Source organism: Burkholderia sp. MSMB1835 (genome assembly GCF_001526365.1).
Taxonomy (GTDB): Bacteria; Pseudomonadota; Gammaproteobacteria; order Burkholderiales; family Burkholderiaceae; genus Burkholderia.
In genome coordinates this window covers 147,527-162,353 of the sequence record NZ_LOYP01000052.1, presented here as the reverse complement: position 1 = coordinate 162,353, position 14,827 = coordinate 147,527, and the positions used below count along the sequence as shown (strand labels likewise).

The window sequence follows — 14,827 nt, the reverse complement described above, 5'->3', positions numbered from 1 at the left end:
CTTCGCGAGTAGGCCGGTGGCTGGATTCGATTCGTGCGTACGACGCACCAATCGAACGAAAATATGCGTTTGTTGCGTGAACCGCTCCTGCACGATCATGTGCGAAACGCAAGCGTCTTGCCGTGCGCAGCCGCTTGAACCGCACAGCGTCCAAATCGAAGGAGACAACGCATTCCATGACCCAGCCGACTCCCACCCATGGCATCGTCAGCAAGGCCCATCTGACCGAGCTGACCGTCGAAGCACTCTGCGCGCTCGGTCTGACGCGCGCCGACGCGACGGACACCGCCACGATCCTCGTGCTTGCCGATCTGTTCGGTTTGCGCACGCACGGCACGAGCCGCATCGAGTCGTACGGCGCGCGACTGCGCATCGGCGGCATCAATCCCGCGCCTTCGATCACCGCCGAACAGGTGGCGCCGGCGCTTCACCGCCTCGACGGCGACAACGGCATCGGCCCGCTCGTCGGCTATCGCGCACTCGAGCTGGCGATGACCGCTGCACGCGAACATGGCATCGCCTGTGTGTTCGTGCGCGGCAGCAACCACTTCGGCCCCGTGTCACCGTATTCGTACCTGGCCGCGATGCAGGGCTTCGCCAGCATCATCGGCAGCAACGCGACGACGACGATCGCGCCGTGGGGCGGCACCGACGCTCGCCTGGGCAACAGTCCCGTCGGCTTTGGCGTCCCGAACCCGAATGGCCGTCCGTTCATGCTCGACATGGCGATCAGCGTCGCGGCACGGGCGAAGATTCGCAACGCGCTCAAGCGCGGCGAACCGATTCCCGGCGATTGGGCAACCGATGCACAGGGCAAACCGACCACCGATCCGAAAGCCGCGCTCGATGGCTTTCTGCTGCCGATCGGCGGCCACAAGGGCTACGGCCTCGCGCTGGTGGTCGATCTGTTCGCGGGACTGCTTTCCGGCGCGGCCTATCTCACGCACGTCAAGTCGTGGGAAGACGATCCCGAACAACCGCAGAATCTCGGCCACTTCTTCATCCTCGTCGATACGACCAGGCTCGGCAGCACCGAATGGCTCGCCACGCATATGGCCGACCATGCGGCGATCCTGCACGGCTCCACACCCGCCGATCCGGACGCGCCCGTGATCGTGCCCGGCGAGATCGAACTCGGCCGCCTCGAACGCCAGATGGCGGAGGGCATCGATATCGGCGCGGCCCAGCTCGCCATGCTGGAAGCGATCGCGCATCCGGGGCGCTGAACGCCTCCTTCGCGAGCGTGGCCCGCCACGCTCGCGCCGTTCCGAACACGCGGCGCGGCGGCGAACCGACCAGGCGGCGGACCGGATGGCGCGTACGAGCGCCCGGCCGTCAAGCACATAACAAGCTCCAGGGAGCGACAGGTGACAAACATTCGATGGCGCATCGTCCTGCTGCTGTTCATCGCAGGCTTCATCAACTATCTCGACCGTGCGGCGCTGTCCGTCGCCGCGCCCGCCGTCATGCGGGAACTGCATATGTCGCCGAGCAGCCTCGGGCTGCTGTTTTCGACGTTCTTCATCGGCTATGCGGCATTCAATTTCATCGGCGGATGGGCGGCGGACCGCTGGGGCGGCAAGCGGGTTTTCTCGGGCGCCGTCCTGACGTGGTCGTTGCTATGCGGCGCGACCGGCCTTGCCAGCGGCTTCGGATCGCTGCTGGCGGTGCGCACGCTGTTCGGCATGGCCGAAGGTCCGCTCGCGACGACGATCAACAAGATCGTGAACAACTGGTTCCCGCACAGGGAATCGGCGACCGCGTTCGGCTTCGCGAATTGCGGCCTGCCGCTCGGCGGCGCGGTGGCGGGGCCGGTAGTCGGCCTGCTGACGGCCGCTTACGGCTGGCGCGTCGCATTCGCCGGAATCGCGTGTTTCGGCTTGCTCTGGCTGGTGTTCTGGGTGTTCATGGCGACGGACAAGCCGCACCAGCATGTACGCGTATCTGCTGAAGAACGCCGGCTGATCGAATCCGATCGAAGCGTCGCCGAAAGCCCTTCCGACCTGCGGCCGCTCGGCTTCTACCTCAGGCAGCCCGCCATTCTCGCGGCGATGATTTCGTACTTCGGTTACAGCTACATCCTGTTTTTCTTTCTCACGTGGTTCCCGACCTTTCTGACGATGGACCGTCACCTGAGCCTCAAAAGCATGAGTCTCGCGACGGTGCTGCCCTGGCTGCTGGGGTTCGTCGGCTACGGACTGAGCGGCGTGCTGTCCGATCTGATCTTTCGCCGGACGGGCAATGCACTGCTTGCGCGCAAGCGGGTATTGATCGCCTGTCTCGGCACGGCAGGCGTGTGCGTCACGCTGGCCGGCGCCGTGACCACGACGCTCGGTGCGCTGCTGCTGATGGCCATTGCGGTGTTTGCCCTTTATCTGAGCGGCAGCGCCTATTGGGCACTGATCCAGGACACGATCCCCGGCCCGAAGCTCGGCAGTGTCGGCGGATGCGTACACGCGATTGCGAACTGCGCAGGCATCGTCGGCCCGGCTGCAACCGGCTTTCTCGTGCAGGAAAGCCATACGTTCCTCAGCGCGTTCGTTCTCGCGGGCGGCATCGCGCTGGCCAGCGTGCTCGCCGTGGCGATATTGCTGAGGCCCCGAGCGCCGGCGCAACGCGCGTCGAGCGATGCGCGGGTCTGCGGCTGAAGGCCCCGCGCCCACCCATGAACGTCAGTTCTTCTTACCATCGACATGAAACCCGATCCATCCGTCATTCGCGCATTCACCCCTGCGGGCAAGCTGCGCGCATCGATCAATCTCGGCAATCCCATTCTCGCGGGCAAGGACACCTCGGGCGCCCCGACCGGTGTGTCGGTCGATCTGGCGCACGCCTTTGCCGCAACGCTCGGTGTCGCGCTCGAACTGGTGGTCTTCGATACGGCGGGCAAGTCCGTTCAGGCGGTCAGCGACGAACGGGCAGACGTCGGCTTCTTCGCCATCGATCCACGGCGAGGCGAAACCATCGCGTTTACCGATCCGTACGTTCTGATCGAAGGCTATTACATGGTGCGCGACGCATCGCCGATTCGCACCAACGACGAGGTCGACCGGCCGTCGATCCGCGTGGCCGTTGGCGACGGAAGCGCTTACGATTTGTTCCTGACGCGCGAATTGAAGCATGCGCGGATCGTTCGGGCGCCGACGTCTCCGACCGTTGTCCGAACCTTCCTCGACGAGGGTCTGGAAGTCGCCGCCGGCGTCAAGCAACAGCTCGAGGCAGACGCACGTCGAGCTCCCGGCCTGCGCTTGCTCGACGAACGATTCATGGTGATCCGTCAGGCGATGGGCCTGCCGAAGCGCCGCGGTGCGGCGGCAGCCGAGACGTTGCGCGCCTTCGTCGAGGAAGCGAAGGCATCCGGGTTCGTCGCCGACGCACTCGCGCGGCACGGGATTACCGGCGCGTCGGTTGCACCTGCCGCATAGGCCGATACGGCCCACGCGTCGCGACTTCGGCGTCAGTCCGATACGCGCGCGGTCGATCGGGTCCGGACCGCACCGACGGCGACGAGCGACGGCCGACAGGCCGATCGCCCTCAATTGCTGAAGATCAGACCGCGAGCGGCGCCATTGACGTAAATCCGGCCGTATGTGTTCCAGTCGCCGGCCATCACGCCGGAGTCGCCGAATTGGTGCGCGTCGTCGTTGAAGCGCGCCCACGTTGCGCCGCCGTCGTCGGAATGGTAAATGCCCCAGACGCCGTTCACCGTGCCTTCCACATAGACCGCAGCCGAGTACGGTGAACCGGTCGGCGCCTTGCCCAACGCGATCACGGTGGCGCCCGGCGTGCCGTTGACCGACGCAAAGGCGCCGAGCTTCGCCCAGGTCGCCCCCGAGTCCACCGAGTGGTACACGGCGGTACCGTCGGCCAGCCAAAGATCGCCCTCCGCGTTCGGATTGACCGCCATCGACGTATCCCGCCACGCATTCCAGGCCAGATTCGCGTTCACCGAGCCCTGGCTCAGCGTGAACGTATGGCCGCCGTCGTTCGACACGTAGATCTTGCCGCGCTGCCAGCTCCACGACGCACCGCCCGAATCGTACGCATAGACCTTGTTCGGGTTCTGGCGGTCCGCGGCCAGCCGATAGGCACGCGGGAAGCCGTTCCAGGTGGCGCCGAACGCCGGCAGGTTGGTCGCCGTCCAGCTGGCGCCATTGTCGGTGGTGTACGACGGCACCGAGTCCGGCGGTGCCCAGGTCACGTTGTTGCGCGACGAGACCGTCAGGTTGCCCACGTTGCTCTGGCTTGCCGCGGCGCCGTTGGGCAGCGACGCGAACGTCGCCCAGCTATTGCCGCCGTCGCCCGACCAGAAGCCCTTGGTGGCATGGCCGTTGGCGTTGTCGACGCCCGCGGCGGCGATGTACGTCGGATCGGACCACGACATATCGGCCGAATTGCCGCTGCTCCACGTGTTCAACGGGCCTTTCGTCGGCCTGGCCGACAGGTCCGTATTGACCCACGTGCCGATGTCGCCGGCGCTGTTGATGAAGTTGTACGACGCGCCGGGCGGCGCCGTGACGAGCGCGAGCGTCACGGTTTCCTCGAGGTTGTCGACCTTGGGGCTCCAGATTGGCGTGGGCGACGACGCGTTCATGGTTTCACAGATACCGCCGCCGTGGACGTGCATGACGTGATCGCGATTGGCGGGGTCGATGGCGACGCTTTCCACCCAGCCGGCGCAGCCATCCGAGGCAGTGCCCGTATGCGGCATGCCTGCCTCGATTTCGCGCCACGTGCTGCCGCCGTCGTCGGACAGCTGGATGGTCTTGCTGGTGTCGCTCCAGCCGGTCATGCCCAGTGCGATTCGGGCGGACGAGCCCAGACCGGAGACGGACAGGCCGCCAAAGCCGTTGCTGTTGGAACTATTGAGGAGCGTCCAGTTGCCGTCGTTGCTGCCGCCGAACCTGTAAAGATAGCTCGGTCCGCCGATGCCCTGGCCGACGCCCGCGTTGAACACCACGTAGAAGTTGCCGTCGGACGTGCGCACGACGTGCGGGATGTAGTAGCCGGACACCGTCGGCGGGACGGGCACCGGGGTCCACGAGAAGCCGCCGTTGGTGGACTTGTACAGCGTCGACGTCAGGCCCGCCGCGTTGGCATAGTCCGGGGCGACGGTGGCCCACATGATCCAGGTCGGCTGGCCGCTACCCTTGCCCGACGTATCGAAGATCACCTGTTCGACGCCGATCGGGGAATTGCCGCCGCCGATCGTGGTGGTGGACAGACCCGTGACCTGCGCCCACGTGCGGCCCGAATCGGTACTCTTCCACAGGCCGGCCGTGCGCGATCCGTAGAACAGCGTCGACGGATGGTTGGGGTCCACCTGCAGGCGCTCGCCGGTGGCCCGGCCGTTGTCGTTGCCGCCCACCGGGAACGGCAGATCGTAGTGCGTCCAGCTGTTGCCACGATCGCTGGAGATGTAGATGCGGCCGTTGTGACCCTGCGTCACGGTAATGCCGGCCATCATGTAGACGAGCTGATCGTCGTTCGGGTCGAGCGCGAGGCTTTCGACGCCGTGGAAATCACCTTCCCCTGCGCCGAAACCGATGCCGTCGGTGATAGGCGTCCACGTCGAGCTGGTCGCATTCCAGCGGTACGCGCCGCCGACGTCGGTGCGTGCGTACAGCAGGCTCGCGTTGGTCGGATGATAGATCAGGCCGGTGACGTAGCCGCCCCCGCCCCACTTGACGCTGGTCCAGCTGGCCGCCGGCAGGTTGCTGCCGCTGCCGTTTCCGCCGGTCTGGTCACGCTTGGCGGCGGCATTGGCACCCAGGCTGGACGCGCCTGTCGCGCTGTCGGATCCCCCACCGCAGCCCCATAACGTACACGCCATCGCCGCCACGGCGATCCATCGTTGAGAAAACATAGTCATCCGAAAAGTCCTTAAAGGAAGAGGTCCATCGCAGGGCCCGCCACCGGGCCCAGCGCAATCAATTCGCCATGAGCGATGCAATCTGCGCAGCGTCGAGCGCACCGCGATAGATGCGGAAATCGTCGATCAGGCCGTTGAACGTGGCGTCGGCACTGTATTGCGATTTGCCCAGCCAGTTCTGCGTGGTACCGCCAAGGCGGAACGGCGCCTGGAACATCGCCGTGTTGGTGCTGACGGGCGTGCCGTCCACGTAGATCGTGCCGGTCGACCCCGACAGCGTGACGGCCACATGCACCCATCGCTTGGTCGGCAACTCGGCGGGGGCGTCGACGATCTGTTCCGGAGGGCCGTCGCCGGGGCCGTTGGCCGTCATCGCGAAGCGCATGCCGGCCCAGCCGTTGCGCGACTGCCCGCGCGGCGTGAACATCATGTAGCGATGGAAGCCCGTGCCGAAGTCGAACAGGCGTACCCACGTCTGCGAGCCGTTCCAGAATACCCAGCTGGCGATGGTGAAGTCCGACACATCGGTCAGCACATCGTCGGGCAACGCCACATACGCGCCCGAGCCATTGAGCGAGACCGCGTTGCCGTTGCGCCCCGCTGCCCACGTTGCGCCGTTGAGCGTGCCATTGCGCCCGTTGCCCGAACGATCGGCGGCCGTGATGCCGCTGCCTTCATCGAAAGTGAGGTGCGCAAGCAGCTGCTGCGCCGTGATCACTTTCACTTCGTTGGAGTGCGCCGATTCGCCCGCAATCGTTTGCGCCGTCACGACATAAAAATACGTCCCGGCACCGGCTGGCATGTCGGTATAGGTCAGCAGATCGGTGACCCCGCTCCGGATGGTGCTGTACGGTCCGCCGGCAATGGTCGCGCGCTTGACGTTGTAGCTCGTGGCATCGCTGCTGCCCCACCACGACAGCACCACCTTGCCCGCGCTGGCGTAGCCGGTCAGGCCGGTCGGCGTGGCGGCAGCGGGGCCGGGGTCGAGCGTGCAGGTGAGCGTGCCGTAGCCGAGCTGGTCGAAGCCGCCGCTGTTGGGGCCGTAGTTGCCGCCGCCGCCTTCCGGCGCCACGAGTTCGGCTGCGCGCTTGGTGTAAGGCGCCGCCAGGCCTTTGCGGTTGATGTAATGGTTGGCCACCAGCGCCCAGCAGGGCCGTCCCAGCGCGCCGCCTTGCCCGCCGGCGGCGAACTGCGTCTGGATGACGCCGGCGCTGTTCTGATACGTGACGAAAGGCACCGTGTAGAACGCGCCGTCTGCCTGCTTCAGGTTGGCCTTGGCCACGTATTCGGCGCCCGCCAGAAAGCGGTTGTTGTCGTAGCCGTACAGGTCGATGCCCTGATTCCACGCCATTTCGCAAATGGCGCCCGTCAATGCAATGCCCAGCACACTGTGCCCCTGGTCCCGGCCGGCTTCCTGCCATTGCCCGAGGTTGCCGGGGTGCATGTAGTACACGGCTTGCCGGATACAGCCGTTACTGCCGCCGGTCTTGAAATGGGTGACGGCCTCGTCGACGAGCCCGGCATCGTCGCACAGCACGCCGATGGCCAGGACGCACGCGACATTGGCCAGTCCCCAGTTGGCCCAGTAGTGCGTGTCCATCGCGGTGTCGATACGGGTCAGGAAAGCATGGCTGACCGGGTAGAAGACATTGCGCATCATCGTCTGAAACGCGGCGAGGCCGGCCGGGCTCCAGCCGCTGTAGCTGCGCATGATTTCGGCTACGTTGGCGAACTCGTAGCCATAGATGCCGGCGGCGAGTGCCACGTCGCTGCCGCCGAGCGTCGTCAGCGTCGAGGCCCATCGGTCCAGATACGCCACTGCCTTGTCGGCGTAGCGCTTGTCGTCCGACACCTTCCAGCGCAGCGCGTCGCCATAAGCGCAGGCGATGTCGTTGTAGAGGGCGCCGTAGTTCTGACCATGCGTCGGATCGTTGCCACGATAGATGCCGACCTGCGGGTTAGGCTCGTTCGTCAGGCGCGTGTGACCGTTGGCAACGAGCACGTTCCAGCTGTCGATCCACGGGGAAGCTTGCGCGCCGACTTTCGCGCGCATGCGTTCGAAATCCGCGTCGGTATGCAGCAAGCCAGGATGCACGAAGGTGCGGGTTTGGGCAGTGCCTGCCGACGTCGCACCTGCGTCGATACCGTCCGAAGCCGGGGCCACTGCGGACGCTTGGCCGCCGTTGTTTGCCGATGCACGCTCACCGCCTGTCACCGCGTTCCCGCCGTCACCGCCGCATCCGGCCAGAAGCGTTGCACCGAGCCCCATCACGAAATGGCGTCGGGCAAGATTGTCGATGTCGCCGAGTGCGACGACTTCCTCGGACAGCATCGTCGATGCTCCCTTGTCTCGCATGTCTGGATCCCCTGTTTTTAGCTATCGTCAACGCACTAAAATGTACTATCCGTTCCGTATTCATCCGGAACGGGGTGCATTCTATCCAGTGTGATAGGGATCCAATCAAGCGAAAAATAACAAATTCACCGATGACACGCACTTGTCACATCGGTGATGCAGGGAGCGAGGAATGCGCGAAGCGGTCGGGTACAGCCGCAGAACCGAGCAAAGGTCGTCATCGCTTGCGAGGTACGAATGTCGCTTCATCGGCCGACACCGACGCGAAACCTGAAAACTTACACGGAATCCAGTCCATTTCCATTCGTGCTACGAAATAAAATCGTCACTGACCATGATGTCGCGAAAAGCGGCGCCAACTCCTCCCCCTGCAGTGCCGGCACCGCCTCCCTACCGTTCCAAAACCCGCTCCACCAACCTCACGAAATAACTCGCCCCCACCGGCAGCAACGCATCGTTGAAGTCGTAACTGGCGTTGTGCAGCAGGCAAGGCCCGCCGCCATGCCCATGCAAACGATGATCTCCCACGCCATTCCCGAGAAACGCATAACAACCCGGCTTCTCGCGCAGCATGAACGAGAAATCCTCCGCCGCCATGGTCGGATCGACGGCTGCGTTCACATGCGCGTCGCCCACCAGCTCACGCATCACCGCCACCGCCACCGCCGTCTGCTCGGCGTCGTTCACGGTGGCCGGATACTGGCGCTGGAAATCCACCTCGCTGTCGCAATCGAAGGCTGCGGCCGTCGCGGCCACCACGGCGCGCATGCGCGTCTCGATCAGGTCGAGCGTCGCATCGGAGAAGGTCCGCACCGTGCAGCCAAGCCACGCATCGGTCGGCACCACGTTCATCGCCTCGCCCGCATGCACCTGCGTGACCGACAGCACCGCGCCGTCGATCGGATTTCGGTTGCGCGTGACGATACCCTGCAGCGCATTCAGCACCTGGCCCGCCGCGAACACCGGATCGCGGCCCAGGTGCGGCATGGCCGCGTGGCAGCCGGCACCGCGCAGGTCGATCCGGAACAGGCTGGTCGAGGCCATCAGCGGCCCCGGTCGCACCGCGAAATCGCCAGCCGCGATGCCGGGCCAGTTGTGCAGCCCGAACACGGCATCCACCGGAAAACGCTCGAACAGGCCGTCGTCGATCATTGCGCGCGCGCCGCCGCCCGCTTCCTCGGCCGGCTGGAAGAACAACTGCACGGTGCCGTCGAACTCGCCATGCCGCGCCAGGTGGCGCGCGGCCCCCAGCAGCATCGCGGTGTGCCCGTCGTGGCCGCACGCGTGCATCGCGCCGGGCACCGTCGAACGATGCGCGAAGGTATTGGCCTCCTGCACGGGCAGCGCATCCATGTCGGCGCGCAGGCCGATCGCACGCGGGCTGCTGCCGCGCTTCAAGGTGCCGACCACGCCGGTGCGGCCGACGCCGCGCGTGACGGCATAGCCCCATTGCTCGAGCCGCCCCGCAACGAGTTCGGCGGTGCGGAACACGTCGAAGCCCACCTCGGGATGGGCGTGAATATCGCGGCGTATCGCCGTCAGTTCGTCTGCGTGCGCGACGATGGAATCGATCAGTTTCATGCGGAGGGAAGCGCTTTTGTCGTCGTCGCGACACGGCGGCGGGCCGGTCCATGCCGGTCGCCGCCGCGCCGCGACGCATCATCAGATATGGAACAGTTGCGCCACCAGGGTCGCGCCGATGAAGGTGCCGGCATTGGCCACGAAGGACACCAGCACGATGCGCCAGCCGAGCCGGCGGAAAGCCGGGATGTCCTTGGCGATCGACAGTCCCGCGAATACCAGCATCGGCGTGGTCACGCCGAGGAAATCGTTGTGCGAGCTGAGCGCGGCGATCTGCGAAGCCCACGGGCACCACGGCGAGGTCAGGAACATCGCCACCACCGATACCCAGCAGACCGCCGGAATCCGTCGCCCCGTCACACGCGCCAGCGCATCCCCGACGATCGTCGCGCACACCATGATCGCGATTCCCGGCAGTCCCGCGAGCGGCGTGGTGCCGTGGGCGATCCAGTCGCACACCAGCGCCATCGCGGCCGTCACGATCCAGGCCAGCAGCTTGCCGCCGTAGCCGAGCGCCGGCGCCTCGGTCCGCACGTCGCCCAGCGACGGGCTGGCCGCCTCGGGCTGCGCCGAGGCCCTGGTGGTGCGGCCGATCAACGGCTCCAGCACGCGATAGCCCCAGACCGCGAGCGGCAGCGAGATGAACAGCGTGAAGTAGGTACCGATGGTGGTGGTGATCAAATTGCTGGCCGCGGCGAACGCGAGCACCGATTTCGCCGTCTCCGGGTCCTGCTGCGCGGCGATCGCGCCCGAGGCGGCCGCCATCATGCTGCCCGAGCCGACGCCGGAGCCCATCGCCAGCGCGAGCGGATCGAAGATGCCGAGGCTGCTCACGAAACCCGCGAACACGGCGATGAACACTGCACCGAACACGGTGCCGGTCAGGTACTCGGCCAGCACGCCGCGGCCCTCAGCCGAATCCATGCCGTACTTCTCGCCGATGATCGCCAGGCTCGGCTCGCGGCCCACCGAGAAGGTCGCGCCGATCGCCTCGCGTTTGATGCCGAGCAGCAACGCGAGCGGCAGGCCGAGCAGGATGGTGCCGACGAAGTGGCCGAATTCCTGGAAGGCCAGCGCCCAGCCCGCCGACGCCAGCTTGGGCAGCGCGCTGCCCACCATCAGCCCGAGCTTGGAGACGAACAGCAGCAGCGCCGGCTGCAGGATCGCGGCCGCGAAGAATTGGTCGGGCACGCTCAGGCGCGCACTGCCGTTCCAGCGCGCGCTGGCCAGCCCTACCGCCGCGCCGAGCAGCAGCGCCCAGATCATCGGCAGCAGCACGACCTTGCCCGGCCCGAGCTTGAACGTGAACGAGCCGATCCATTCGGCGACCAGCAGGATGCCGGCCGCGTATAGCAGAACCTTGGCGGTAGCCGCGCCGCCCAGTTCGCGGCGCTCGATACCCAGTGCGTGTTCCATGACGAGTCTCCCCTTGAAGCCCGGCTGCCGTCGAATGCGGGCCGGTGGTTACAGATAACCGAACGCGGTGGGCGGCGCTTCGGCCGTCTCGACCCACACGCTCTTGGTCTGCGTGTATTCGTACAGCGCCTCGACCCCGCTCGAGCGGCCGTAGCCGCTCATGCCGTAGCCGCCGAACGGCGATGCCACGTTGATGGTCTTGTAACCGTTGACCCAGAAGGTGCCGGCCTTCACCTGCGCGGCCACACGATGCGCGCGCGCCACGTCGGTGGTCCACGCCGCGCCGGCCAGGCCGAAGTCGGTGTCGTTGGCGATCGCGATCGCCTCATCCTCGGTGTCGAACGGGATGGCGGCCACCACCGGCCCGAAGATTTCGGTGCGCGCCACATCCATCGCGTTCGACACGCCGGCCAGCACGGTGGGCGCCACGAAGTAGCCGCCGATGCCCTCCGCGACGCGCCCGGGCGAGCCGCTGGCGAGCGTGGCGCCCGCCGCAACGCCGCTCTCGATCATCGACATCACGTGGTCGTACTGCTTGCGATTGTTGATCGGGCCCACCTCGGTCGCCTCGTCGAGCGGCGCGCCGACACGGATCTTCTTCGCCCCGGCCGCCACCATCGCGACGAACTCGTCGTAGACGGCGCGCTGCACCAGCAGACGCGAGCCGGCCACGCAGCTCTGGCCCGCGCCGGCGAAGATCGCCGCCTGGGCAGTCAGCGCGGCGCGCTTGAGGTCGGCATCGGCGAACACGATATTGGCCGACTTGCCGCCCAACTCCAGCACGCACGGCAGCACGCGGCGCGCGGCGGCCTCGGCGATGCGCGCGCCGGTGGCCGGCGAACCGACGAACACCACCTTGCCGACCACGCGATGCGCGATCGCGGCCTGCCCGACGGTGTGACCGAAACCGGCCAGCACGTTGACCAGGCCGCGCGGCAGCCCGGCCCGCTCGCCGAGCCTGGCGACCGCCAGCGACGTGAAGGGCGTCAGTTCCGAGGGCTTGAGCAGCACGCCGTTGCCCATCGCCACCGCGGGCGCCACCTGCCACCCGCAGGTAAACACAGGCGCGTTCCAGGGCGTGATCTGCAGCACCACGCCGGCCGGCTCGCGGCGCGTGTAATTGAGGTGCGAGGTCGGCACCGGGATCACGCTGCCGTAGAACTTGTCGGTCCAGCCCGCGTAGTACTCGAACATCTCGGCGACCTTGCCCACCTCGCCCCGGCAGTCGCGGATCGGCTTGCCCGAGCCCAGCGCCTCCAGCCGCGCGATCGCCTCGGCCTCGGCGCGGATCGCGCGCGCCACCTCCTGCATCACGCGGCCGCGCGCGGCATGCGTGAGCGCCCACCATTCGCGCTGCGCGCGGCGCGCGCTTTCGGCCGCGTGGTCGATCGCGGCTGCGCCGGCGTCGCGATAGGCGAGCGTGGCCTCGCCCGTCGCCGCATCGTAAAGCTGGATCGTGTCGCCCCGGCCGGCGACGAGCTCGCCGTCGACATACGAGCCGATCGTGACGGCACCGGGGAAGAAATGCGCGAAGGCGGCAAGCAACTGGTCTGCGTGCTGGGTCATGTCAGGTGTCCGTGTATGTGAGTCGAGCGGGATCGCGGCGCGGGCTGCCGGGCCTCACGCCGGGTCGAGGAAGTCGACGATGCGGTTGAAGTCCTCGCCGTCGGCGACGGATCCCTCGCTGGCGGCCCACACGCGCGCCGCCTCGCGCGCCACCGGCGCGACGCTGTCGAACTGGTCGAGCAGGCCCAGCGCGAGCCGCACGTCCTTGCGCATCAACTTCATCGTGAAACCGGAATCGAACTTGCCGTTGAAGATCCAGGTCGGGTAGTTCGTCAGCGTCGCGCTGTTGCGGCCGGAGCCGCCGTTGAGCGCCTCGACCAGCTTTTCCGGATCGACGCCGGCCGCGCGCGCGGTGCGCACCGCCTCGCTGGCGGCCAGCAGGTGCACGCCGGTCAGCAGGTTGTTGAGCAGCTTGGTGACGTGACCGGCGCCCACCGGGCCCACATGAACGCGCTTGGCGCTGATCGTCGCGAGAATCGGCTCGATGGCGGCGATATCGCTGTCCGAGCCGCCGAGCACCATGGTCATGGTGGCGGTAGCCGCGCCTTTCGGGCCGCCGCTCACCGGGCCGTCGACGAACCCAATGCCGCGCTCGGCCAAGGCCGCCGCCACGCGCCGCGTGCTGTCCGGATCGGCCGTGGTGGTGTCGATCACGATGGTGCCCGGTTTCGCGTGCTCGAGCACGCCGCCCGCGCCCAGCACCACCGCCTCGACCACCGCCGAGGTCGGCAGCGACAGCAACAGCACGTCGGCGTCGCGCGCAATCTCGGCCACCGAATCGCGCGCCGACAGCACCGCCTGTCCGGCCAGCGCGAGCGCCACGCCGGGCGCCGCGTCATAGCCGAGCACCGTGTAGTCGCCGCGCCGCAGCGAACCCGCCATGCCGCGCCCCATGTTGCCCAGACCGATCACGCCCACCGTTTTCATCCGACGACTCCCGATAGCTGTTGGTTCGAGGCCGGCGCGCCAGCTTGCGCCTACCTTGCATGGCTACGATGTTCGGTCCAGCGATCCGTATAATCAATCAACGCCAATATTGAGATTGTTCTCTTTTTTAGAACACCAGAATCCATGAGCGATACCCTTACCGACAGTCGGATCGTCTATTTCTACGAGGCCGTGCGTTGCGGCACGATCCGCGCCGCGGCCGACTGGCTCGACGTGGCCCCCTCGGCCGTGAGCCGCCAGATCGGGCTGCTGGAGAAGGAGCTCGACGCCACGCTGATGGAGCGCCACGCGCGCGGCGTGACGCCCACCGAGGCGGGACGCTGCGTGATCGAGTATTTCCGCGAGCAGCTCGCGCACCGCGACGACCTGATCTCGCGTCTGCAGGAGCTGCGCGGGCTCAAGACCGGCCAGGTCAGCCTGGTGCTCGGCGAGGGCTTTGTCTCGGATCTACTGGCCGGGCCAATGCAGCAGTTCTGCCGGCAGTTCCCCGGGATCCGCGTCAACCTCGACGTGGGCAGCACCAACGACGTGATCCGCAAGATCTCGAACGACGAGGGCGAGATCGGCCTGGTGTACAACCCGCCCGCCGAGCCCAAGCTGGTGTCGCGCGCCTCGAAGCGGCAGCCGATGATGGCGATCGTCGGCCCCGATTTCCCGCGCCGCAGCCACAAGGTGCTGACGGTGCAGCAGCTCGCCACCTACCCGCTGGCGGCCACTCACCCGTCGTACGGCACACGACAGATGATGGAGGCCGTGGAATACGCCGAGCGCGTGCGGCTCGCGCCGATCATCACCACCAATTCGTTCGCGATCCTGAAGGAGTTCGTGAAATCGGGGCTCGGCATCTCGGTGATGCCGGCCTTCGCGGTGACCGCCGAACTGCAGGCCAAGGAGCTGTTCGCGATCGAGATCGCGCATCCGATCCTCGAGAACGCCGAGGCGCACATGGTCACGCGCGTGGGCCGCAAGCTTTCGGTTGCCGCCAACAAGATGCTGCAGATGATGACGGGGCAGATGCGGGCGTTCCGGTAGGGGGTTCTGGCCTGACTCGTGATTCTGCCTGCGACGCGAGGCTTCGGTCAGCGGCC

At 66.8% G+C, this 14,827-nt stretch carries 10 protein-coding genes; 4 read left to right on the top strand and 6 right to left on the bottom strand.

What is annotated here, in order from left to right; translation table 11 throughout:
- The first annotated feature begins 176 nt into the window (after positions 1-176).
- The 3 genes from WS96_RS24815 to WS96_RS24805 all read left to right on the top strand — a co-directional run bounded on the left by WS96_RS24815 (position 177) and on the right by WS96_RS24805 (position 3,425).
- Positions 177-1,226: an Ldh family oxidoreductase gene (locus WS96_RS24815; RefSeq protein WP_059836121.1), complete on the top strand. Its 1,050-nt coding sequence runs from the start codon at positions 177-179 to the stop codon at positions 1,224-1,226.
- A 141-nt stretch (positions 1,227-1,367) separates the two neighbouring features.
- Positions 1,368-2,648: an MFS transporter gene (locus WS96_RS24810; RefSeq protein WP_059836119.1), complete on the top strand. Its 1,281-nt coding sequence runs from the start codon at positions 1,368-1,370 to the stop codon at positions 2,646-2,648.
- A 45-nt stretch (positions 2,649-2,693) separates the two neighbouring features.
- Positions 2,694-3,425, top strand: a complete 732-nt coding sequence (locus WS96_RS24805) for an ABC transporter substrate-binding protein (protein WP_059836117.1) — start codon at positions 2,694-2,696, stop codon at positions 3,423-3,425.
- A gap of 110 nt (positions 3,426-3,535) precedes the next feature.
- Here the strand turns inward: WS96_RS24805 and WS96_RS24800 are convergent, their stop codons facing one another.
- The 6 genes from WS96_RS24800 to WS96_RS24775 form a co-directional block, all read right to left on the bottom strand.
- Complete coding sequence (locus tag WS96_RS24800) at positions 3,536-5,866, bottom strand: dockerin (RefSeq protein WP_373557918.1); 2,331 nt, start codon at positions 5,864-5,866, stop codon at positions 3,536-3,538.
- Positions 5,867-5,930: 64 nt separating this feature from the next.
- The gene (locus WS96_RS24795) at positions 5,931-8,204 is read right to left on the bottom strand and encodes a LamG-like jellyroll fold domain-containing protein (RefSeq protein WP_059836113.1); all 2,274 of its coding nucleotides are present in this window, start codon (positions 8,202-8,204) and stop codon (positions 5,931-5,933) included.
- A 414-nt stretch (positions 8,205-8,618) separates the two neighbouring features.
- A complete protein-coding gene (locus WS96_RS24790) occupies positions 8,619-9,809 on the bottom strand; it encodes a M20 aminoacylase family protein (protein WP_059836111.1) in 1,191 nt (396 codons plus the stop codon).
- Between the two features lie 81 nt (positions 9,810-9,890).
- Positions 9,891-11,225, bottom strand: a complete 1,335-nt coding sequence (locus WS96_RS24785; RefSeq protein ID WP_059836109.1) for a DUF3100 domain-containing protein — start codon at positions 11,223-11,225, stop codon at positions 9,891-9,893.
- Between the two features lie 48 nt (positions 11,226-11,273).
- Positions 11,274-12,791 carry an aldehyde dehydrogenase family protein gene (locus WS96_RS24780; RefSeq protein WP_059836106.1) on the bottom strand — a complete coding sequence of 506 codons (1,518 nt, stop codon included), beginning with the start codon at positions 12,789-12,791 and terminating at the stop codon, positions 11,274-11,276.
- A gap of 54 nt (positions 12,792-12,845) precedes the next feature.
- Entirely contained in the window at positions 12,846-13,718 is an 873-nt protein-coding gene (locus tag WS96_RS24775) for an NAD(P)-dependent oxidoreductase (RefSeq protein WP_059836105.1), read from the bottom strand.
- A 144-nt stretch (positions 13,719-13,862) separates the two neighbouring features.
- On the opposite strand from WS96_RS24775, the gene WS96_RS24770 reads away from it, so the two are divergent.
- A complete protein-coding gene (locus WS96_RS24770; protein WP_034204624.1) occupies positions 13,863-14,771 on the top strand; it encodes a LysR family transcriptional regulator in 909 nt (302 codons plus the stop codon).
- The last annotated feature ends 56 nt before the right edge of the window (positions 14,772-14,827 follow it).

Bases quoted from the DNA above. Each gene is read 5' to 3' on its own strand.
- WS96_RS24805 (WP_059836117.1), top strand. From the start codon at position 2,694: ATGAAACCCGATCCATCCGTCATTCGCGCATTCACCCCTGCGGGCAAG.
- WS96_RS24780 (WP_059836106.1), bottom strand. From the start codon at position 12,791: ATGACCCAGCACGCAGACCAGTTGCTTGCCGCCTTCGCGCATTTCTTC.
- WS96_RS24800 (WP_373557918.1), bottom strand. From the start codon at position 5,866: ATGTTTTCTCAACGATGGATCGCCGTGGCGGCGATGGCGTGTACGTTA.
- WS96_RS24775 (WP_059836105.1), bottom strand. From the start codon at position 13,718: ATGAAAACGGTGGGCGTGATCGGTCTGGGCAACATGGGGCGCGGCATG.
- WS96_RS24770 (WP_034204624.1), top strand. From the start codon at position 13,863: ATGAGCGATACCCTTACCGACAGTCGGATCGTCTATTTCTACGAGGCC.
- WS96_RS24790 (WP_059836111.1), bottom strand. From the start codon at position 9,809: ATGAAACTGATCGATTCCATCGTCGCGCACGCAGACGAACTGACGGCG.
- WS96_RS24785 (WP_059836109.1), bottom strand. From the start codon at position 11,225: ATGGAACACGCACTGGGTATCGAGCGCCGCGAACTGGGCGGCGCGGCT.
- WS96_RS24795 (WP_059836113.1), bottom strand. From the start codon at position 8,204: ATGCTGTCCGAGGAAGTCGTCGCACTCGGCGACATCGACAATCTTGCC.
- WS96_RS24815 (WP_059836121.1), top strand. From the start codon at position 177: ATGACCCAGCCGACTCCCACCCATGGCATCGTCAGCAAGGCCCATCTG.